General features: G+C 56.6%; 20 protein-coding genes. 14 read left to right on the top strand and 6 right to left on the bottom strand.

Annotated elements, in window-relative coordinates; all coding sequences use genetic code 11:
* Positions 1–36 precede the first annotated feature (36 nt).
* The 8 genes from J2X43_RS28725 (at position 37) to J2X43_RS28690 (ending at position 6,639) form a co-directional block, all read left to right on the top strand.
* Positions 37–720: an MtnX-like HAD-IB family phosphatase gene (locus tag J2X43_RS28725; protein ID WP_310300767.1), complete on the top strand. Its 684-nt coding sequence runs from the start codon at positions 37–39 to the stop codon at positions 718–720.
* A 12-nt stretch (positions 721–732) separates the two neighbouring features.
* Entirely contained in the window at positions 733–2,145 is a 1,413-nt protein-coding gene (locus tag J2X43_RS28720; protein WP_310300678.1) for an aminotransferase class III-fold pyridoxal phosphate-dependent enzyme, read from the top strand.
* Between the two features lie 4 nt (positions 2,146–2,149).
* Positions 2,150–3,103 carry an arginase family protein gene (locus J2X43_RS28715; RefSeq protein WP_310300675.1) on the top strand — a complete coding sequence of 318 codons (954 nt, stop codon included), beginning with the start codon at positions 2,150–2,152 and terminating at the stop codon, positions 3,101–3,103.
* Positions 3,100–3,450 (top strand): permease, encoded by a 351-nt coding sequence (locus J2X43_RS28710; RefSeq protein WP_310300671.1) that lies wholly within the window; start codon positions 3,100–3,102, stop codon positions 3,448–3,450. The genes J2X43_RS28715 and J2X43_RS28710 overlap by 4 nt, the downstream gene beginning before the upstream one ends.
* Positions 3,447–4,322 carry a fatty acid desaturase gene (locus J2X43_RS28705; protein ID WP_310300668.1) on the top strand — a complete coding sequence of 292 codons (876 nt, stop codon included), beginning with the start codon at positions 3,447–3,449 and terminating at the stop codon, positions 4,320–4,322. Before J2X43_RS28710 ends, J2X43_RS28705 begins: the two co-directional genes overlap by 4 nt.
* Positions 4,312–5,127: an alpha/beta fold hydrolase gene (locus J2X43_RS28700; RefSeq protein ID WP_310300665.1), complete on the top strand. Its 816-nt coding sequence runs from the start codon at positions 4,312–4,314 to the stop codon at positions 5,125–5,127. Before J2X43_RS28705 ends, J2X43_RS28700 begins: the two co-directional genes overlap by 11 nt.
* A 70-nt stretch (positions 5,128–5,197) precedes the next feature.
* Positions 5,198–6,280, top strand: a complete 1,083-nt coding sequence (locus tag J2X43_RS28695; RefSeq protein ID WP_310300764.1) for a GNAT family N-acetyltransferase — start codon at positions 5,198–5,200, stop codon at positions 6,278–6,280.
* Positions 6,277–6,639: an EamA family transporter gene (locus J2X43_RS28690; RefSeq protein ID WP_310300663.1), complete on the top strand. Its 363-nt coding sequence runs from the start codon at positions 6,277–6,279 to the stop codon at positions 6,637–6,639. Before J2X43_RS28695 ends, J2X43_RS28690 begins: the two co-directional genes overlap by 4 nt.
* Positions 6,640–6,659: 20 nt before the next feature.
* On the opposite strand, the gene J2X43_RS28685 is transcribed toward J2X43_RS28690, so the two are convergent.
* Positions 6,660–7,397, bottom strand: a complete 738-nt coding sequence (locus J2X43_RS28685) for a MipA/OmpV family protein (protein WP_310300661.1) — start codon at positions 7,395–7,397, stop codon at positions 6,660–6,662.
* A gap of 666 nt (positions 7,398–8,063) precedes the next feature.
* Here J2X43_RS28685 and J2X43_RS28680 point away from each other — a divergent pair.
* Together J2X43_RS28680 and J2X43_RS28675 are read left to right on the top strand one after the other, a co-directional pair.
* A complete protein-coding gene (locus J2X43_RS28680) occupies positions 8,064–8,546 on the top strand; it encodes a pyridoxamine 5'-phosphate oxidase family protein (RefSeq protein ID WP_112515360.1) in 483 nt (160 codons plus the stop codon).
* Between the two features lie 567 nt (positions 8,547–9,113).
* Complete coding sequence (locus tag J2X43_RS28675; RefSeq protein WP_310300656.1) at positions 9,114–9,854, top strand: porin family protein; 741 nt, start codon at positions 9,114–9,116, stop codon at positions 9,852–9,854.
* Positions 9,855–10,997: 1,143 nt separating this feature from the next.
* On the opposite strand, the gene J2X43_RS28670 is transcribed toward J2X43_RS28675, so the two are convergent.
* On the bottom strand, positions 10,998–11,111 hold the full coding sequence (locus J2X43_RS28670; protein ID WP_112515362.1) for a Thivi_2564 family membrane protein: 114 nt from the start codon (positions 11,109–11,111) through the stop codon (positions 10,998–11,000).
* Positions 11,112–12,330: 1,219 nt separating this feature from the next.
* Here J2X43_RS28670 and J2X43_RS28665 point away from each other — a divergent pair.
* Positions 12,331–12,864: a DUF992 domain-containing protein gene (locus J2X43_RS28665; protein ID WP_112515365.1), complete on the top strand. Its 534-nt coding sequence runs from the start codon at positions 12,331–12,333 to the stop codon at positions 12,862–12,864.
* A gap of 606 nt (positions 12,865–13,470) precedes the next feature.
* Here J2X43_RS28665 and J2X43_RS28660 read toward each other — a convergent pair.
* The 4 genes from J2X43_RS28660 to folE all read right to left on the bottom strand — a co-directional run bounded on the left by J2X43_RS28660 (position 13,471) and on the right by folE (position 16,943).
* Positions 13,471–14,016 (bottom strand): response regulator transcription factor, encoded by a 546-nt coding sequence (locus J2X43_RS28660; protein ID WP_112515369.1) that lies wholly within the window; start codon positions 14,014–14,016, stop codon positions 13,471–13,473.
* Between the two features lie 64 nt (positions 14,017–14,080).
* The gene (locus J2X43_RS28655; protein WP_310300650.1) at positions 14,081–14,788 is read right to left on the bottom strand and encodes an SDR family NAD(P)-dependent oxidoreductase; all 708 of its coding nucleotides are present in this window, start codon (positions 14,786–14,788) and stop codon (positions 14,081–14,083) included.
* Positions 14,789–14,794: 6 nt separating this feature from the next.
* On the bottom strand, positions 14,795–16,342 hold the full coding sequence (locus tag J2X43_RS28650) for a cryptochrome/photolyase family protein (RefSeq protein WP_310300647.1): 1,548 nt from the start codon (positions 16,340–16,342) through the stop codon (positions 14,795–14,797).
* A 4-nt stretch (positions 16,343–16,346) separates the two neighbouring features.
* Entirely contained in the window at positions 16,347–16,943 is a 597-nt protein-coding gene (gene folE / locus J2X43_RS28645) for a GTP cyclohydrolase I FolE (protein WP_310300644.1), read from the bottom strand.
* Positions 16,944–17,179: 236 nt separating this feature from the next.
* On the opposite strand from folE, the gene J2X43_RS28640 reads away from it, so the two are divergent.
* From J2X43_RS28640 to J2X43_RS28630, 3 genes are all read left to right on the top strand, one after another.
* Positions 17,180–17,701: a sigma-70 family RNA polymerase sigma factor gene (locus tag J2X43_RS28640; RefSeq protein WP_310300641.1), complete on the top strand. Its 522-nt coding sequence runs from the start codon at positions 17,180–17,182 to the stop codon at positions 17,699–17,701.
* Positions 17,698–18,360, top strand: coding sequence for a ChrR family anti-sigma-E factor (locus J2X43_RS28635; protein ID WP_310300761.1), 663 nt, complete (start codon positions 17,698–17,700; stop codon positions 18,358–18,360). The genes J2X43_RS28640 and J2X43_RS28635 overlap by 4 nt, the downstream gene beginning before the upstream one ends.
* A 135-nt stretch (positions 18,361–18,495) precedes the next feature.
* Positions 18,496–19,050, top strand: coding sequence for a fasciclin domain-containing protein (locus J2X43_RS28630; RefSeq protein ID WP_310300638.1), 555 nt, complete (start codon positions 18,496–18,498; stop codon positions 19,048–19,050).
* The last annotated feature ends 207 nt before the right edge of the window (positions 19,051–19,257 follow it).

Here is a 19,257-nt window from a genome sequence, read left to right as displayed (position 1 = left end):
GCTAGACGTTTCGTCAGATTCTTGACGGAGCATGCGATGCAGGTGTTTTGCGATTTCGACGGGACGATATCGAAAGAGGACGTGACCGACCTTATTCTGGAGCGTTTCGCGCGCCCGCAATGGCACGAGATCGAGGATCAGTGGGCCAACGGCAAGATCACCTCGGCCCAATGCATGCAGCGCCAGGTACGACTGATCGACGCGACATGCGACGAGCTCGACGCTTTTCTTGATACGGTCGAGATCGACAGTGATTTTGTCGGCTTCATGCAGTTCTGCGACATGAATGAGCTTGCCCTGAGCGTCGTCAGCGACGGCGTTGAGTATTTTATTCGGCGCGTTCTTAGGCGCCACGGGCTTTCCGATATCCCTGTGATCGCAAACAGGTTGGTCACTGCCTCTGATACCAGCGAGTGTGCCTTCGATCTGAAGTTCCCCCTCATGAGCGGCGCTTGCGCCGCGGGTTCCGGTGTCTGCAAATGCGCAGTCGTTAGGCCCCCCAACGAGCACATATATATCGGCGATGGCCGCAGCGACTTCTGTGTCTCGAACGAGGCGATGGTCGTGTTCGCCAAGGCAAAACTCGCCGACTATTGCCGCTCGCAGCGTATCGCTTTCTTTCCATATGACAGTTTCGCAGACATCCAGCGGTCTGTCGCAGCCATCATTTCCAGCCCGTCACCGCAGCGGTTTGCGCTGTCCGTTGCACAATCTGCGTAAGAAGAGGACTTCATGCGTTCCAAACTCAAACTTGCCGACACCACGGATTCTGTCGTCTTGGAAGACGAGCTGCGTCTGCTCGAAGAAACCTATTGCTCGCACGGCGATACGGTCCACTATTCGGAAAAGCCTAAATTCTTCGAATCCTGCGAAGGTTCCTTCGTCTATGACGCGGCCGAAACGCCGTTTCTCGATCTGCAGATGTGGTATTCGGCCGTCAATTTCGGCTATCGCAACGAGCGCCTGAACAATGTCGCTCACCGCCAGCTCGATCGCCTGCCGCAGGTCGCCTCGCAATATCTGCATCGCGAGAAGGTCGAACTGGCGGCGATGATCGCCAGGGATGCCGAGCAGAAATTCGGCGCCAAGGGCCGCGTGCATTTCAATGTCGGCGGCTCGCAGGCTGTGGAGGACTCGCTGAAGATCGTGCGAAATTTCAGCGGCGGTAAGAGCCTGATGTTCGCCTTCGAGGGCGGCTATCATGGCCGCACGCTGGGCGCCACCTCGATTACTTCGAGCTATCGCTACCGCCGGCGCTACGGCCATTTCGGCGAGCGCGCGCAATTCACGGAGTTTCCATACCACTTCCGCGGCCCGAGGGGCATGTCGAAGGAAGAATATGGGCATTACTGTGTGCAGAAATTCGCCCGGCTGTTCGAGAGCGAATATAACGGCGTCTGGGATCCGAAGGCGGGAAAGTCGGAATTTGCCGCTTTCTATGTCGAGCCGATCCAGGGTACCGGCGGCTATGTCATTCCACCGATGAATTTCTTCACCGAGCTGAAGAAGGTTCTCGACGATCACAACATCCTCCTTGTTGTTGACGAAATCCAGATGGGCGTCTACCGCACGGGTAAACTCTGGTCGATCGAACATTTCGGCGTGTCGCCTGATGTGCTCGTCTTCGGCAAAGCTATCACCAACGGTCTCAATCCGCTCTCTGGCATCTGGGCCAAGGAAGAGATGATCAATCCGACGATCTTCCCGCCCGGCTCCACCCACTCGACCTTCGCCAGCAACCCGATGGGCACATCGGTCGCGCTGGAGACGCTGAAAATGGTGTCGGAAAATGACTTTGGTGCCAGTGTCATGCAAAAGGGCGCGCATTTCCTCGAAGGTCTCAAGGACCTGCAGTCGCAGCATTCAATCGTCGGCGAAGTGGATGGCCTTGGCCTCGCGCTGCGGATGGAGATTTGCAGGGAAGACGGATTCACACCTGACAAGGCGACGCTCGACTGGATGTGCGACGAAGGCATGAAGGGCGACCTCGATGTCGCCGGCCGGAAATATGGCCTCGTGCTCGATGTTGGGGGCTACCACAAGAATGTCATCACCTTCGCGCCGAACCTGCTGATCAGCCATGATGAGATCGAGCTGGCGATCCTGCTGCTCGGTCAACTGCTTTCTCGCGCGGAACGGAGATAAGCCCGTGCAACTCCTTCTTCTTCATCTCGATGATGCGTTGGAGTTGCAACCCGACTTCGTGCATTCCTGCATGATGGCAGGGGCGCATGAGGTCAGCGACAAGCAAAGCGGTCGAGCCATCAGACTCTGGGCCCGGCGCCACGCGCTCGATACGGTCTGGCGCAACCTCGCAAGGGAAGCGCCGCTATCAGGCGAGGGGTCGCGACTCTGTTTCATGGGCTCGGGGGATTTCCATCACGTGACGGCGCTGTTGCTATCGCTGGCGCTGGAGCGCAGCCGCCAGCCGGTAACGGTGATCCACATCGACAATCACCCCGACTGGGTGCATTTCGACGACGGCATGCATTGTGGTTCCTGGGTCAACAAGGCGTTGGAACAGCCGCTCGTCAAGAAGGTGATCACGCTTGGCGTCTGCGGCCACGACCTAAACTCGCCGGAGCGCAAGGGCGCCAATCTTTTGCCCCTGACCGACGGACGGCTAGAGCTATATCCTTATGTACATCCGCCGAGCAAGGTGAAATCGAGCTATGGCTCCGGCCCAAGCTTCAGCCAGATCGATGGTGCATTGCACTGGCAGTCGATCGCCGAACTCGGCGAGAGCAATTTCCTCGACCGGTTGCTCGGCCGCATCCAGACCGAGGCAGTCTACATTACCATCGATAAGGACGTGTTGACGGATGCCGATGCCGTGACCAATTGGGACCAGGGCCATATGCGGCTGCCCTATGTACTCTGGCTTCTCAGCGAAATCGGCGAAAGGCACCGCGTCATCGGCGCCGACGTGACGGGTGACTATTCGACGCCGCATTACGGCGGCGATCTCTACACCCGCACGATGAAGAAGGCCGAGGTGCTGATCGACCAGCCCTTCCGGCGCCGCGACACGATGGTGACACGCAACATCAACAGCGCCGCCAACCACGCGCTGCTCGAGGTGCTGTCGGAGCTCATGCCATGACGTCGGGCCTGACGGGATGGACGCTCGGTGTCATCCTCTTCTGCATTCTGGCGGAAACCGGTCGCGAGCTCTGCTTCAAGCATGGCGCCACGAGTACTCTTTTCAAAACCCTGCGCAAGCCGGTGATCTGGCTCGGGATCGCCTTCTGGGCGGTCGAGCTCATCATGTGGACGCGCGTCTTGGAAGGCGTGGCGCTGTCGGTGGCTTTTCCGCTGATGGCGCTGAGTTATGCGACGATCGCCTTTACGGGCGCCGTCATCTTCAAGGAAACCATCAATTTTCGCCACGCCCTCGGCATCATCCTGGTGACCTTTGGTGTGGTCTTTGTCGGAGCGACGGGACTATGAAAATCTTCGCACATTCAAAATGGGATATCGTGCCGGCGCTCGCGGCAACAGCGCATCTTGCCTTCAATATTTACCTGATCACGGGCTTTGAGAGCCGGCCGCTGTGGTTATCGGCGGTTATGGGTGCAATCTATGCCGTGTCGATATCCTGGAACATCAATAGCATTTCCCACAACTTCATCCACACGCCTTATTTCAAGCCGCGATGGATGAACTATGCCTTTAGCCTGCTGGAATCGGTCACGATCGGTTTTTCGCAGGTCTATTATCATTGGGTGCATATGCGCCATCACTCCGGCAACAGCGACCGCCCCAACGAGAATGGCGAGACGATCGACATGCTGTCGATCTACAAGCACGGGAAGAACGGCGAGCCGGAAAATGTGTTCGCCTACACGTTCCTCAGCTTCTTCCGCGACGATATTGGCGACATCCATCAGTCGATTGCCAGCAAGAGGCCGTTCGAGGCGAAATGGGGCCGCATCGAGCTGATCTCTTTCGTCGCCTTCGTGTTCCTGGCGCTGCACTATGACTGGAAAGCGGCTTTCTTCTTCCTGCCCTTCTATTACCTCGGCAACTGCCTGTCGTCGCTGAACGGCTATTACGAGCATCTGAACGGCGACCCCGACGAGCCGATTGCTTGGGGCGTCAGCAGCCATAACAGCTTCTACAACAGGCTCTGGTTCGGCAACGGTTATCACGCAGAACATCACTATCGGCCGAAGACTCATTGGACCAAGCTCAAGACCTTCCACGAGCAGATCAAACAGGAGCAGGAAGCCGCCGGCACGCATGTGATCAGCACCTGCCACGCACTCGGTTTCATGGCGAAGGAAAACCAGCAGCAGGGAGAGTTTCCGCATGCTGGCTGACAGGCTTTCCTTCTTTCTCGAGGGCACCAATGGCAAGGGCGTCGTCCTCATTCACGGGCTGACGGGCGCGCCGGCCGAAATGCGTCTTGTGGCCCGTCAGTTTCACCGCCGGGGTTTCAGTGTCTATGCACCGCTTCTGGCCGGACACGGCGAAAGCGAGACGGTGCTGCGGAGTTCGCGCTGGGAGAACTGGCTCGAAAGCGTCGAAGCTGCCGGCGACTGGCTCTGTGAGCGTAGCGATACGGTCTTTGCTGCAGGCATTTGCGTCGGTGGCAAACTGGCGATGTTGGCGGCTGATCGCAACCCACTGTCGATCCGCGCCGTTGCCGTCTATTCGCCCTGCTTTCATTATGACGGCTGGGACGTGCCGCGCTACTATTCGCTGTTTTCACCGTATATCCGCTGGATATCGCTTATTCCCTTCATCGATCGTCTGAACTTTCGAGAAACCCCTTCTCTCGGCATCAAGGATGACCGCATGCGCCGCATGGTGGCAGGTATGAGCGGTGAGGGGATGCTGGAAACATTTCCCGGGCGAGGCCTCATTGAGATGCACGAGCTTGGAAGGGCGCTGAAAGCAAGGCTTCCCGAAATGCGCACGCCGACGCTGATCCTCCATTCGCGTGAAGACGATCTAAGCGGTCCGTCGCATGCTCAGTACATCGCAGCCCATATCGGCGGACGTCGCGAGCTTCGCTGGCTCGACGACAGTTATCACATGATCCATGTCGACCGGCAGCATAGGCATGTAGCCGACATGACTGCTGAATTCTTCGAGGCGGAACATGCAGCATCAATCGCTTAAGGCGCGGACACCAAAGTTGGCCTATGCAGGCGACCTGGCAACGGTCGCGGAGCTGGTGCCCAGCATCCGCATGCTGGACAGGCAAGCCTGGAACGCCTGCTTTCCCGAAGAGGTCGAGACCTACGATTATCTGCTCGTGGTGGAGCAAGCAGGCATCGCGGGTTTCGATTTCCGCTATGTCGTGTTGCGCGAAGGCGATGAGGTCGTTGCCGCGATGCCTGCATTCCTCTGCCGCTACGCACTCGAAACGACACTGGAGGCCGGTCGCATGAAGTGGGCTGTGGAAAGGATCCGTGGCCTCTTCAGCAACATCCTGACGCTCCGTCTCGCGTGCCTCGGTTCGCCTTGTACCGAAAACGGCGCAATCGGCTTTCACCCCAGAATTTCCGAGGTTCGGCGGCCGGTGCTTTTTGCCCAGTTGCTCGACACTTTCGAAGCGCTTGCCAAGGCGGAAGGTTGCTCGCTGATGGCGCTGAAAGACTTGCCGCAGTCGATCCCGTCGCGCATCGCGCCGGTTTTGACGGGCAGCGGTTATGCTGAGATCAGCGGAATGCCGACCGCGTGGCTGGACATCAACTTCGACACGATCGACGGATATCTTACGACGCTCTCGTCGGGAACACGCAAGGATATGCGCCGCAAGCTGCGGGGCCGCGAACAAGTCCGGGTCGAATACCTTATCGATTTCGGCGAATGGCTGCCGAGCGTCATGCAGCTCTATCTTGAGACGCGCGGGCGCAGCGAATGGCAATTCGAGGAGCTGACGCCGGCCTATTTCGACGGCATTCTGAAATCCATGCCGGGACGTTCTTTCTGCAGCATGTATTTTGTCGATGATGAATTGCTGGCGGCCAACCTGATCGTCCATGACGATGACAGGCTGATCGACAAGTTCTTCTGCATGGATGCGGAAAAGGGCAGGCCCTATAATCTCTACTATCTTAGCTGGTTCACCAACCTCGAATATTGCCTGCGTCACGGCATCAGGCGCTATCAGAGTGGCCAAGCCTATTACAGTAACAAGGTGCGGCTTGGAAGCAGCCTGACGCCGAATGCGATGTATTTCCGCCACCGCAATCCCGTCCTGCAATTCATCCTGAAGACGATCTCGCCGCTGCTTACCGCAGATGATGGCGCCGAGACGGAGGCATGAGCGCGATACGGCCGGTCTGGCTTGCCGTACCACTTTTGAACACAGCTCAGCAAATTCTCTTGAAGCGCAGTGCCGAGGAAGCTGGCGGTGGCCACGGGGAGTGGCTGGTCCAGATCCTCTCCTCGCACTGGTTTCTGGCGGCCATCGTGGCTGAGGTCGCCTGTTTTGTGATCTGGATGACCGTTTTGTCGGAGCTCGACGTCAGCAAGGCCTTCCCGCTCTCTGCCATCAGCTATGTTTTCATCATGTCGATCGCTTGGTTCGTTTTCGGTGAGCCGCTGCCGTTGCTTCAGCTTGCCGGAAGCGGCCTGATCCTGATCGGCATCTGGTGCATCGCAACGGCCGCACCGGCCGACTGACATGCTGCCTCGTTCGAGGATCAAAAGTTGACGCTGAACGCTTTGCTTAGCGAAATGCCGACGACGTTCTGGTTTTTGTTGCCGAGCTTCGAGGTGATCGGGCTGTCGGCAGCATCGCCGACTAATCTGTCGAAGCGGTCGTATAACTGCAGCGTCCAAGTCGGCGTAACGTCGTACGAAGCCGATACGGTAACGCCGACCGATTTGAGACCGCTGCCGGTATCGAAGGCAGGAAGAGCACCGTTCTGCACCGCTTCGGTTGCGGAGATGCCAAAGTATTTGCGCATATAGGCGCCGTTACCGAAAGATGCGCGCGAGCCGGCCGAAAACTGCCATTTGTCACCGAGCGGCTGGAACCAGTCCGCGCCGAGATCGGCGACCAGACCGCTGCCGTTCGATACCGCCTGGCGGATTTCCGTGCGGAAACGCAGTTGGTTCGGGATCGCCCAATATTGCGCAAAGACGCCGGCGTCGATGCCCCAGTGCACGGCGTGGATGCCCTGCAGCCGGTCATCGTCGGATGGGGAACGGTTATCGCGAAAGCCAAGCACCGGACCAGCCTCGAACCTGCCGATATCGACAAGGCTATAATCGATATTGTCGTCCGGTGCGCTTGGCTCATCTGGTTCGTCGAAGCGCCTGAAATCGAAGGACGGCATAGCGGTGAAGCCACTGTGCTTGGCGCCCGGATATTTTGGGCCATATTCGACATTGGCACCAAGGGTTACGATCCAATTGCCGGATCCGCTACGCGTCAAGTCATCGTCGCCAAATGCCCTTCCGTTGGAGAGTGAAGCCACCAACAGAAAAATTGCACTTATCTTAACCCATTGACCTTCTTTGGTCATTCGGTTGTTCCATTAACTGCCGCAACTCTGTGATAATGTCTTTGCGGCGTGAGTGTCAAGCGACTGGTCTGTCACGCGTCGCGCCAATCTCGCCCCATTCCTGAGGGAATTCCCAGATCCGGGGCCACGGTCGGGAGACGCCTATGGCAACGCAAATTGAATCATCCGAAGCCAAGGTCTAACCCGGATGGAAGGCCATTTTCCCCGGCGTGCTCAGTAGTTCACGAAGCCGACCGAATCGCTCTTTAAAGGATCGGCGGTCTGTTACTTTCGCTTTGTATTGAGTTGGATCTAAGCCAGCTTGACAAGCTGGAACAGTCAACGGCACTGCCCATGCTCAATCCCCGACCTTATCTTCCAAATCCCGACAAACCGTCTGTTCGGCGGCCAAATGTTGAGGCCCGGCGTCGTTGGTAATGAGAGTTGCCACAGCCTCACGCTCGCCGGCCGTGGCGGCCTGCGTTCATTTCAATCGCTTGCCCATCACCGTGCATCGATCGGATGAACGCAAAAGCGCACAGTGTGGAACTTCACCCGGTATCGGTCGTTTTCTAAGACCATTTAGGAGAAACACGCATGGCGAATATCGAACACGACAATGAGAAGGTATGGGACCTCGCCGAAAAAATCGGCTTCTGCATGCTGACGACACAATCCGGCGCGGAATTGAAGGCGAGACCGATGTCAGCCCATGGCGAGCGAGTTGAAAACGCCTTCTACTTCCTAACCGATGTCGAGAGCCACAAGGACGAGGAAGTCGAGCAGCACCCTAATGTCTGCCTGGCATTTGCTGACGCAAAGGGGCAGAAATATGTGTCTATCTCCGGGGTCGCCCGGGTGCTGAACGATCGCGAAAAGATCCATGACCTGTGGTCGACGCCCGCGAAGGCATGGTGGGATAGTGCTGACGATCCGTCGATCCGCATCCTGAAGGTCACGCCTAGCTCGGCTGAGTACTGGGATAGTCCAGGGACTTTGATTAGCTATATCAAGATGGCGGCTGCAGCCGTTAGCAGTACCAGACCTGACCTGGGTGACCACAACAAAGTGGAGATGTAAGCGCATATGGCGGGCCAAAGCCCGCCATTTTTCTGTTCTACCAGAGCATCGACCACGGTTACCCAGAGCCGGCACGTTCAAACCGACATCTGCAAGAGCAGAGCAGGCGGCGAAAATGTCAAGCCAGTCGGAACAAATCGGCGTGGCGCGGTAGGCTATCACCACGGGGCGACGGTTGTTGCCTCCCTTAAAAAGCGCTCAGATCGCAAGGGTCATCCCATTAGCTAGCGCTACTGCTTCAACTTTGAGGAGGGCGCTGTCGCAGCCTCTGTAGCCAGCGGCCGACAGCAATGTCTTCCTTTGTCATCCTCAGCGCGAATATCGCTTCGCCGACCATGCCACCGAAATTCAGCTGGCGGGATCGTTTTGAGTATCGTTGCAGTGGTCTTCCTGCACAACAGTGCGGCAGACAACGTCGCGTCCCGGCGTATTCGGCGTTGCCTTTTTGTCACGGCCACTTCCGAAGGACGAACACTTAACCTCGGTGATCTGGTCGGGGACCGCGTCTCACCTAGTTGTTGCGTCAGGAGCCATCGATTTTGTGATGGCATGGAGCGCAGGTCTACCATGAAAATTTCAGCCGCACTTTTCGCCGTTATGGTTTCTTCAACGTCTTCAGTTTTCGCTGCGGATTTGGTTGCGCCCGTTGAGCAGGCCGTTCCGGTTCAGTCGACCTCTGGATTTTACATCGGTTCGCTGAGTTCCGTGAATTTTCTGAACGACACAAGTTTCGATTTCGCTGGCGGGGCGGTCAGAACGGACTACGATGTTGGCTATTACAGCGCACTTCGTGCAGGCTATGACTTCGGATCTTATGGTTTTGTATCTCCCCGACTCGAGCTTGAACTAGGTTATGGCACTGCCAGCGTCGACGAACATAGCGTCGGCGGCGTCGGGTTGGGTGGCATTAACTCGTACGGCGATGCAAGGACATTTCAGGGTTATGTCAACGGGTACATCGATGTTCCGCTCGCTATCGACGGGGCTTTGAGCGCTATCACCCCATATGTCGGCGGCGGCGTCGGCTTCATAAACCTGGATCTGCGCAAGCAAGGCGTCGGGGGTGTAGGAACATTGATGGATGACAGCGACACGGCGTTTGCATATCACCTCGATGCCGGGGTTGGTATCAATTTGCAGGCACTTGGCTTGTTCTCGAACGTCTCGCTATTCGACAACACGACGCTCGATATCGGGTACAGGTTCACGGCGGCAGACAACTTCGACTTCACAGCTCGAGATGGAACGTCTTCCAGTGCCGATTTCCGAAGCGATGCTGTTACGTTCGGTTTCCGGAAGAGCTTTTAAACCATCCAAGTACCCGCCTGTACCGGAGAAAACTCCCGCTCAGGCCACTGCACGAGTGTTACATTTGGTGTGGGCGGCATCCAACACAGCGACAAGATCGTTGATGATGCGCGGGTCGATGGACGATCGAAGCGTGAAAGATATACGTCGTGTAGAGCAAATGCAGCTCACGATGACATCGCGGTCCCTCGACTGACGGCTAGTCCGCTTTGCTTAAGGAGCAATAAAGTTTACACCGTGCAGAGAGCGTTGCCAGGCCCTGGTTCCAGCCGACACCACTAGTGAACAATGTGCTCGGGGAGAAATATATAGGAGGTTTCGGCGCTTTGTCTCAAGCTCCCCCGGGTCCCGAAAGCGGGCGCTTACCACCTCGCCGTCAGCTGGACTGATTATTGCGTTCCAACCCGATAGACGGCGAGGACAACGGACAACACCGCTAGTGGGTGTGCGTAGGGCTCCGCGCCTCCACGCATGCGTTGCAACTCAAGGACAGTCGCTTTTTTGGAATGTCTCTTTTCAAGGCCATCGCTCGACGGCGGCAAAAGAAGGCCACGTTCAATGGGAACGCGGCCAAGCCAAGAGTGAATTCCATGGGGAAAGTATGTTGTATCCTGATGTGACTTCACAATAAAGGTTACCGCTGCGCCTCAGGCACTCTCAGTGGCGCATTCTTTACGGTGGCGGCAGGAGCGAGCCCACTTTATCGGCAATGACCTTCAATGATTGCCAGTCGGGAGGTCTCTTATGCCAAGTCGCCCCTGGATAGCGCTAAGCATCTAACCGGCCGATTCAACCACCTCTGCATCCCTGCAGACTCGAAATTGGCCTATGCATGCCGCCACGCGGGCGCGCGCCGACCCGTCTTCCCAAGGAATTGAGGCTGCTAGTTCTCTTGCTTCAGCGTATGCGTCTGCGATGCCGGCATGATTGGTTTCCAACACCCAGAGTGACGACGATTGTTCCAAGAGTTGCCTAGCTTCGTCGGCTTAGCTTACCATTTAGTTCGCCCGAAATGGGTTTGAGAAATCAAAAGCCCGCCGACGCGAGATCGACGAGCTGATGCCTGATGGGCCAGCGGTGTATGGCTACGAGACCGTTAGATAGAGATAACCATATACATCATGCTGGCAACGATTCCCAGCGCTACCAGACCGCGAGGTACTTCAGGAGCTTTATGATGCCGACAATGATAACGATGATCTGAACGATTTGGCGCATTCGGCCGTCTATGGGCAAACGCTGGACCAGGTACAGTATGCACCCATGGAAGTTGCCACTCCTATGAAAGGTTCGTCAAAAACCACATGAACTAGCTATGCCTCATCTGCCTGCCCGAAGGCAAATAGCCTTCAAAGATAATCAATTGTCCCCGCGCGGAACTTCCGCTTTCCACCGGCATTATGTGCGCGGTCGCGTTGCTCGCCTAAATGTGACGCGGTGCCCGAGAGGCTGGAGGCTCGCAGACGTCGAGGTCGAAGGCCCCTTCGTTTCATCGAAGGAGAGCATATGCGGCAATACAGTTAGACGTTGATGAGACCGGGCAAAATTCCCAATGTCGGGATCGGCTCGCTCGAGGAGGTCGAGGGCGCCATTCATCGATGTCAGCTTCCAGGAATCCCGTCAGCAGCTTGGTTGATCGACGAACTGAGGGCGAGGCAGGACATCACCGGAACAGCGAGGTACAATTATGCACTTGGCATGCCTGACGAATGGCATTTCGCCTGGATAGCGATAGACGACTCGAATGTCTCATCTCACGTGTTGGGCGTCAAGCTGAGGCCCTATGGCGCGCCCGTATTGAGGCGTGTTTCGAAGAGAGAGCTCGGTGTCACTCATGGTGCCTAAGTGACTTCGGTTTGTACAGCCTGCGAGTGCCACCGCGATTAGGAAGCAGACCAAATTCAACTTCATGAGGATCATCCGAATAGGGGCGCCCCGGTGTGAGGAAGAACGAGAGGGACAGTAAATGCAACACTTGATGGATGCGTTGGAAACTGAATAACCAACGTCCAAGATCTTGGTTCCAGCAGGATGTCGGAATTCGGTCAGGGAACACCGTCGCCCAGTGCATGACTGCCTCAACTCACGGTCAACACTCAAGACGGCGATCATTGCCTGCGACATCGGTCTAATCGAGTGCGAAGATGGAAACGACGAAGCCAATGTGTAAGCTTACGTCAGGAGGGCTGAGGTGCTGCCGCGCCCGCGGTCTCAGGTTCCAGGTTGGGGATGGAAGTAGCGTCGAAATGCAACCCACAAAGAAGCCATGGGGAAGGACCTTTCGCACCTGCACACCGCGGCGAAAGATGAGCTCGGAACGTGCGCTCAAGTCGGAAGCTGAACGCCAGGGCTGCGGGAGATCACAGCTGTCCCAGCTGGCTCATCCTGAATATATCTTTGGGTGCGCGCCAAAACATTGAACTATTGCGCGTTCGGTGCGTTAGGGCGCCGATAGATCAATCCACAGGAGCTCTAGATGAAACGTACTCTCGCAACGTTCGCCGCATTTACATTGGCTTTCGCAGGATCCGCGGGAGCGGTCACCAGGCATCATGCGCCGAAACACTCAAAGCAGCTCGTCGCGCAGGAGCCCAAAGAGCGGTTGGGGACACTGTCCTGCGAAGTCGCCGGCGGGGTCGGCCTCGTCATCGGATCAAGCCGTACGCTTGAGTGCTCGTTCAAGCAACGTACCGGAAAGGTCGAGCGCTACACTGGATCGATTGGCCGGCTCGGAATCGATGTTGGTATCACCGGCAAGCGCTACATGAGTTGGCTGGTTGTTAATACGGCCCCGACCCGCATCGGCGATGGCGCCCTTGCCGGAACTTACGTCGGCGCCTCTGCCAGCGCATCTGTAGGATTGGGTCTTGGCGCAAATGCGCTCGTCGGTGGCAATGCCAAAAACTTTGCGCTTCAGCCGCTGAGCGCCGAAGCTGGCACCGGACTGAACGTCGCAGCGGGAATTTCGCAGTTGAAGCTGCGCAAGGATACGAGCCACACCCGAGGCTGACATAACCTTCCTGACCCTAAAGGCGCTTTCAAATGATCATGCACTTCGACGCATTCGACAGTCGGTATTCCGGTTCCCACGGTGCTGGTCTCTCTAGCCTCAGTACCAAAGCGTCTGTAGAGGCTGCGATCTCGGCGGATCGGCGAATTGCCGGCGCCCGGATCACAGCGTCTATTCTCGGACCTTATGTCGTCCTAGAAGGATGCGTGTCGACTCGCGCCGACGAGGGCGTCGTGCTGGACCTTGCCCGCTCAATCGCATCCGGTTGCCAGGTCATATCCAGAATGATGGTCCGCCCGGCATCGTGAGGCTGCTTGATCTCGGCTCATGACATGCCGAAACAATCGAAAAATGTCGAGTTTGTGTGCACGCCTGACGGCCACCATAACTGATAACTCGAAAATTCGGGCCGTGGATACGTTGAGACATATAGTCTGAACATCAGACGCCGGCCGCTCCAAAAAGAGATGCGGCCGGCTATGCCTTGACATAAAGCTCCACGTCGTTTCAGTGCGAGCCCGCCGCGGCTCGGCAGGCTATCGCTACGATTAACCTGGCAATCGGATCAGCCTCATCTCACAGCACTCCCATTATCTCAACTTCGCTTCATGTTTTCGGCTTTCCCCGAATAAGGAGACGCTGCAGAGTGCGTCGATGCATATTGAGCTGCCGTGCTGTTTTCGAGACGTTCTTCCCCGTCGATTCATATACGCTCACGATGTGGTGCCAGCGCATCATATCCGGAGAAGAGAATGTCGCATCTCCTTCGTCGTGTTTGCGTTCAAGAAGGCCTAGTACCTCGAGTATTTCGTCAGTGTCCGCTGGTTTGCTCAAAAACTCAGTTGCGCCGAGTTTCACGGCGCTTACCGCGACTGGAACACTGCCGTACCCGGTAAGCACTAGGATCTTTGACTGCGGGAATTTACGCTGCATGGCCTTGACGAGTTCAAGACCACTGTCGTCGGCGATGCGCAAGTCGGTTACCAGCACGTCAAATCTTTCGGTTGCTAGCGCGGCGTACGCAGTCTTTACGCTGGTTGCAGTTTCTGTTTGGAAACCTCGTGTCGACAATGCGAGTGCAAGCCTTCGAGCAAAGATTTCGTCATCGTCGACGATGAGAAAGCGAGCTGACGTGTCGTGCTTAATATCCATGGAAGACCTCGCTGATTTTGGTCGATACGTAGCGCGCCTGCATCCTTCCCCATGCCAAGTGCTGCTACCAGACGATCTCGCTGCCGTCGTAGGCGATGAAAGATCCACTCTTTTCGGCTGAAAGGTTATCTACGGTCCTGAGGATGAGGCGCGATGCTTCCCATGGCTCGAACGGCTGGTGTCCGTTACGGAAGGGAGCTGAAAGCGCTGTCGCCACTGTGCCCGGGTGAACCGCGACGATCACACACTTCGGATGTGTCCGAGCAAGCTCGATCGACGTGGTCTTCACGATCTGATTCAACGCTGCTTTAGAACTGCGGTAGGAGATCCATCCGCCCAGGCGGTTGTCGCCGATCGACCCGACCCTTGCAGATAAAATGACGAAAAGCGAGCGGTCTTTCCTATCAAGCAGCGGAACGAAGTGCTTGAGTATCAGCGCGGGTCCGACCGCGTTGGTAGAGAACTGTTTCAGCATGGCGTCGCGATCGATTTGCCTGATGGTTTTTTCCGGTCCCCGGGTGTCGATTGTCAATGCCCCAGTAGCGCACACGATCATGTTAAAGGACTTGTCTGTCAGTCTTGTCGCGTGCGCGTGCAGCGTCCATTCCTTTTCCAGCTCCAGTCCGTCAACCGATCGAGATAGGCCAACCACCTCGCCAGCTCTCGTATCATGTCTCAGAGCCTCAACCAGACTTTCGCCAATGCCGCCCGATGCACCGATGACGAGGCCTCGATATCCAGTAGGAAGGGATTCCATAGATGTCACGACCATCCTCCCTTAGTAACCGTGGAGAGCCGCTAAAAACCGGGCGGCGGTTTTGACGATGTCGCGGCGCACGGCGCCGTCCATCCGGTCCCAGGTCGCATACTGTCTCGCGAGACGCCTATTGCCTGCCAGCAAGCTACGGTTGCGCGAGAGAAAGTCCCAGTAGAGGTGATTGAATGGACAGGCGGCAGGGCCCGTTCGCTCCTTGACATTGAAGCCGCAGCCGTCGCAGTAGTCCGACATTCTTGAAATGTAATTTCCGGAGGCGGCGTACGGCTTCGTGCCGACAATGCCGCCGTCGGCAAACTGGCTCATACCTATGACGTTGGGCATCTCGACCCATTCATAGGCGTCGGCATAGACCTCGAGATACCATTGATGCACCTGCTTCGGATCGACACCGGCGATCAGCGCGAAGTTGCCAGTGACCATCAGACGCTGGATGTGATGCGCGTAAGCGTTCGATCGGGTTTCCCCGACGACCGTCGCGACGCAATTCATATCTGTCATCCCCGTCCAGTAGAAGTCGGGAAGCGGTCGTGTATTGCCAAAGAAGTTGGCATCGCCGTATTCGGGCATCTTCAACCAATAGATTCCGCGCATATATTCGCGCCAACCGATGATCTGTCTGATGAAACCCTCCACCGCGTTCAGCGGCGCGTTGCCCTCAAAGTATGCCCTTTCCGCGCGTCGGCAAACGTCAAGCGGGTCGACCAGCCCCACATTGATGTAGAAAGACAGGAGCGAGTGATTGAGAATCGGATCTCCTGACAGCATCGCGTCCTGGGTCGCGCCAAATTCTGCAAGGTGGACGTCTACGAAATCGTCCGCAATGAGTGACGCGTCTTTAGAGCTGACCGCAAAGCGGAAGTCGTGCAGTTCGCCAAAATTATCGGGAAAGAGCTTGCCGACGAGCTCGATGACCTCGCGAGTTATTGCGTCATTTTCAATCGCACAGCGTTCTGCGCGAAACATGTCCGGGCGCGCGGGCTTTCTGTTTTCTGCATCGAAGTTCCAGCGTCCTCCGACAGGCTGGTCTCCCTGCATCAACAGCCCCGTCTTGCGCCGCATCTCGCGGTAGAAGAACTCCATCACGAGGTCCTTGCGCCCTGCAGCCCAGTCGGCGAATTCCGATCGACTGCAGATAAACCTGCTATCGTCGATGACCTCGATTGGCGTTCCAAGGGAGGACTGGCATCGGTCAATGATTTCCAGCACGCGCCATTCGCCAGGCTCCGTCAGTCGAATTCTTGTCGGAGAAAGGTCTGCTATCGCGCGTCGGAGCTCGCCGTCAAATGACCCCGTGTTGCGCGGGTCGTCGATCGTGACGTATCGAACGCGGAAACCCTTGTCTTGCAGTTCCTGAGCGAAGTGGCGCATCGCACTAAAAATGAATGCTACCTTCTTCTTGTGATGGCGTACGTATGTTGCCTCGTCCATCACCTCGCACATGAGGATCACATCAGTGTCCGGATCAAACACTTCCAGGCTGGAGATCGAGTGAGACAGCTGGTCGCCGAGAATGAAGACCATCGTGCCGACAGAGGGAGCTTCTCCCATGGCGCTAGCCCCTCAGGTCACTGAAAAAGCGCGCCTGGAGTGAAGCGTCCGTTCGCAAAACTCCCCTGAACGTTGTTGTAAGAGTCTTGGATCCGCTTTTTGCGATGCCGCGCATCGACATGCACATGTGCTCAGCCTCGACAAGGACGGCGACACCCTGCGGCTGCAGCCGCTCTTGCAGCGCGTCCACGATCTGACTGGTCATGCGTTCCTGGATCTGAAGGCGCCGGGCATACAGCTCGACAAGGCGGGCAATTTTGGAAAGACCGACGACACAGTTGCTTGGCACATATGCCACATGCGCGACGCCGCGGAATGGCAGCATGTGATGCTCGCAAAGCGAGTAGAACGGAATATCACGCACGGCATCGCTGTAACCGCCGACCTCGTCGAATGTCGTACTGAGGACATTGCCTGGCTGTTCCCGGTACCCGGCGAAGAGTTCCCGGTACGCTCGTGCAACACGCGCAGGGGTGTCTTGAAGGCCTTCCCTTTTGTGGTCGTCGCCTGCCCAGGCGAGAAGGATTCGGACCGCATTTTGAGCGTCTTCCATAGTCGGAAGATGTGCGTCCTGCCCGGGTGCCATCTCAATCTGATCCATTTTCATATCTCCTTACGCCCGCTGCTACGCGAAGAACTGCCAGTTGGATCGACCGGAGAGTCCGAGATTTTATTGATCCAAAGGAGATTTGCGCCGTAACAACCGCGAAGAACGTCCAGAGAGTGGCGACCATGCTTGCAGTAGCGGTTAGGAAGCAATTGCCTCGCGTGCATGCGGGGAATCAGATGATGGAAAAGGCGAGGCCTGAAACAGTTCAGATTAGGATGACAAGGCTAATGGCCGCCGTCGCAGAGTTGCGCGACGCGGACGCCTTCGAGGAAATTTACGCTTACATTTTCCCGCGGCTCAGATCGCACATGAGGAAAATGACGAGAGATACAACGATGGCTGACGAACTGTCGCAGGAGGTGATGCTGTTGGTCTGGCGTAAGGCCTACCAGTACGATCCCAGTCGGGCGCAGGTCTCAACATGGATTTTCAGGATTGCTCGAAATCTTTACATCGACTCACTGCGCCGACGCATGCCAGAGTTTGACGAAAATGATCCGGCATTTGTTCGGGAAGCGGACCTCCCTGCAGATCGTCTGCTGGTCAATGCGCAGGACGCAGCGGCACTGACACGCGCTCTTGGTGAGTTGAAGGAAGAGCATCTCGAAGTCTTGCGTCTGTCATATTTCGAGGAAATGCCACATTCGGCGATAGCCTCTGCACTAGCGATCCCGTTGGGGACAGTTAAGTCAAGAATTCGAATGGCCTGTGAGAAATTAAGATGGGTATTGCAGCATACAACCCGATGATCCGACATCATATCGACGATGAGATGCTGATGCGATATGCAGCTGGCAAGCTTAGCGAAGGGTGGAGCGTCGCCGTCGCGACCCATCTCGCTTTGTGCCCTTCATGCCGTAACAGTCTGGGCGTCTATGAAGCGATAGGCGGCCATTTTCTGGAAAGCGAGAAGCCGGACAGCGATGTCGAGGTGGCGCGGAGTTGGGACCAGCTGAAAGCGCGGATTGATGCCGGAGAAAGCGATAAGGTCATCCCGTTCAGGCAGTCTGCTGGTGCTGGAGATACCCTGTTACCGGAACCACTCAGATCGTATGTCGATCACGCGGGTGGACTAGTGTGGCGTCGGCTTGGAGCTGGTGGTGCAGCCCAGATGATCGTTGCTACGGGAGACGAGACGACGACCATGCGGCTGTTGCGAATTCCGAAGGGACAACCTGTGCCAGAGCACACACACACGGGTGTGGAGCTTACGCTAGTGCTTGCTGGTTCGTTCTCCGACGAGATTTCCACATTCCGCCGTGGAGACGTCGAGATGGCGGACACGGAAATTCTTCACACACCCCGCGCCGGGGATGATGAGAATTGTATTTGTCTCGCTGTCACAGATGCGCCGCTGAGATTTTCCAGCAAGCTTATGCGGTTTCTCCAGCCTTTGTTGAAAATCTGACGGCGCGGAACAGTTACGGGCGGCCATCACGCAACGGTTTTTATTCCGCTTGTGTGGCAACTATTTTCGATCCAGCCGGATTCCGCCTCGTAAACGTTGATGCCTGTAACGGCATCATTATCAGAGGAGAAACCCATGAAGAGCACGACCAAAGCACTGTTCGTCGGCGCGTCACTGATCCTTGCCGCTGGCGTAGCACAGGCTAAGAACCCCGAGGTCGGCGGGGCGGCCATGTACGAAAACAAGAACATCGTTGAAAACGCGGCTAACTCCAAGGACCATACGACCTTGGTGGCTGCTGTCAAAGCGGCTGGGCTGGTAAAGACGTTGGAAGGCAAGGGGCCGTTCACGGTTTTCGCTCCCACCAATGAAGCGTTTGACGCACTTCCGAAAGGTACAGTTGACACTCTGCTGAAGCCCGAAAACAAGGACAAGCTTGCGAAGATCTTGACCTGTCACGTCGTCGCCGCCGACGTTATGTCGAAGGCGCTGTCTGAAATGATCAAGAAGGACGGCGGCGAGCACGATATCAAGACAGTAGGAGGATGCGTTCTTAAAGCAAAGGCTTCAATGGGCAAGATCACGCTCACAGACGAGTCGGGAGGCGTTGCTGACGTCACGATTGCTGACGTAAAGCAGTCGAACGGTGTCATCCACGTCGTGGACAAGGTACTGCTCCCCAAAAGCTGAGCAGAGCGCGAGGGCGCATTGGAAGGCGCCCTCGCAACCTTTTATCGCTGTGACTGAGCGAGATTCCGGTCCGCCCTTTGCTGGGAGGCTTTAGACGCTACAGCCTTGGCGTGTTTCAAGGACGATCGCGCTGATCGACGCAGGTTTCAACGTGATCAAGGCTGGATATGTACTGGAGGCGGTTCGTACCCTCGGTGTGACGCCGTA

The sequence above is a fragment of the Rhizobium sp. BE258 genome (assembly GCF_031457345.1).
GTDB lineage: Bacteria > Pseudomonadota > Alphaproteobacteria > Rhizobiales > Rhizobiaceae > Rhizobium.
The sequence above is the reverse complement of the archived record's forward strand: the minus strand, read 5'-3'. Positions and strand labels throughout refer to the sequence as shown.

Coding starts and splice junctions, on each gene's coding strand:
- J2X43_RS28725 (WP_310300767.1), top strand. CDS start 37: ATGCAGGTGTTTTGCGATTTCGACGGGACGATATCGAAAGAGGACGTG.
- J2X43_RS28720 (WP_310300678.1), top strand. CDS start 733: ATGCGTTCCAAACTCAAACTTGCCGACACCACGGATTCTGTCGTCTTG.
- J2X43_RS28710 (WP_310300671.1), top strand. CDS start 3,100: ATGACGTCGGGCCTGACGGGATGGACGCTCGGTGTCATCCTCTTCTGC.
- J2X43_RS28705 (WP_310300668.1), top strand. CDS start 3,447: ATGAAAATCTTCGCACATTCAAAATGGGATATCGTGCCGGCGCTCGCG.
- J2X43_RS28700 (WP_310300665.1), top strand. CDS start 4,312: ATGCTGGCTGACAGGCTTTCCTTCTTTCTCGAGGGCACCAATGGCAAG.
- J2X43_RS28695 (WP_310300764.1), top strand. CDS start 5,198: ATGCTGGACAGGCAAGCCTGGAACGCCTGCTTTCCCGAAGAGGTCGAG.
- J2X43_RS28690 (WP_310300663.1), top strand. CDS start 6,277: ATGAGCGCGATACGGCCGGTCTGGCTTGCCGTACCACTTTTGAACACA.
- J2X43_RS28680 (WP_112515360.1), top strand. CDS start 8,064: ATGGCGAATATCGAACACGACAATGAGAAGGTATGGGACCTCGCCGAA.
- J2X43_RS28675 (WP_310300656.1), top strand. CDS start 9,114: ATGAAAATTTCAGCCGCACTTTTCGCCGTTATGGTTTCTTCAACGTCT.
- J2X43_RS28665 (WP_112515365.1), top strand. CDS start 12,331: ATGAAACGTACTCTCGCAACGTTCGCCGCATTTACATTGGCTTTCGCA.
- J2X43_RS28660 (WP_112515369.1), bottom strand. CDS start 14,016: ATGGATATTAAGCACGACACGTCAGCTCGCTTTCTCATCGTCGACGAT.
- J2X43_RS28655 (WP_310300650.1), bottom strand. CDS start 14,788: ATGGTCGTGACATCTATGGAATCCCTTCCTACTGGATATCGAGGCCTC.
- J2X43_RS28650 (WP_310300647.1), bottom strand. CDS start 16,342: ATGGGAGAAGCTCCCTCTGTCGGCACGATGGTCTTCATTCTCGGCGAC.
- folE (WP_310300644.1), bottom strand. CDS start 16,943: ATGGATCAGATTGAGATGGCACCCGGGCAGGACGCACATCTTCCGACT.
- J2X43_RS28640 (WP_310300641.1), top strand. CDS start 17,180: ATGGCCGCCGTCGCAGAGTTGCGCGACGCGGACGCCTTCGAGGAAATT.
- J2X43_RS28635 (WP_310300761.1), top strand. CDS start 17,698: ATGATCCGACATCATATCGACGATGAGATGCTGATGCGATATGCAGCT.
- J2X43_RS28630 (WP_310300638.1), top strand. CDS start 18,496: ATGAAGAGCACGACCAAAGCACTGTTCGTCGGCGCGTCACTGATCCTT.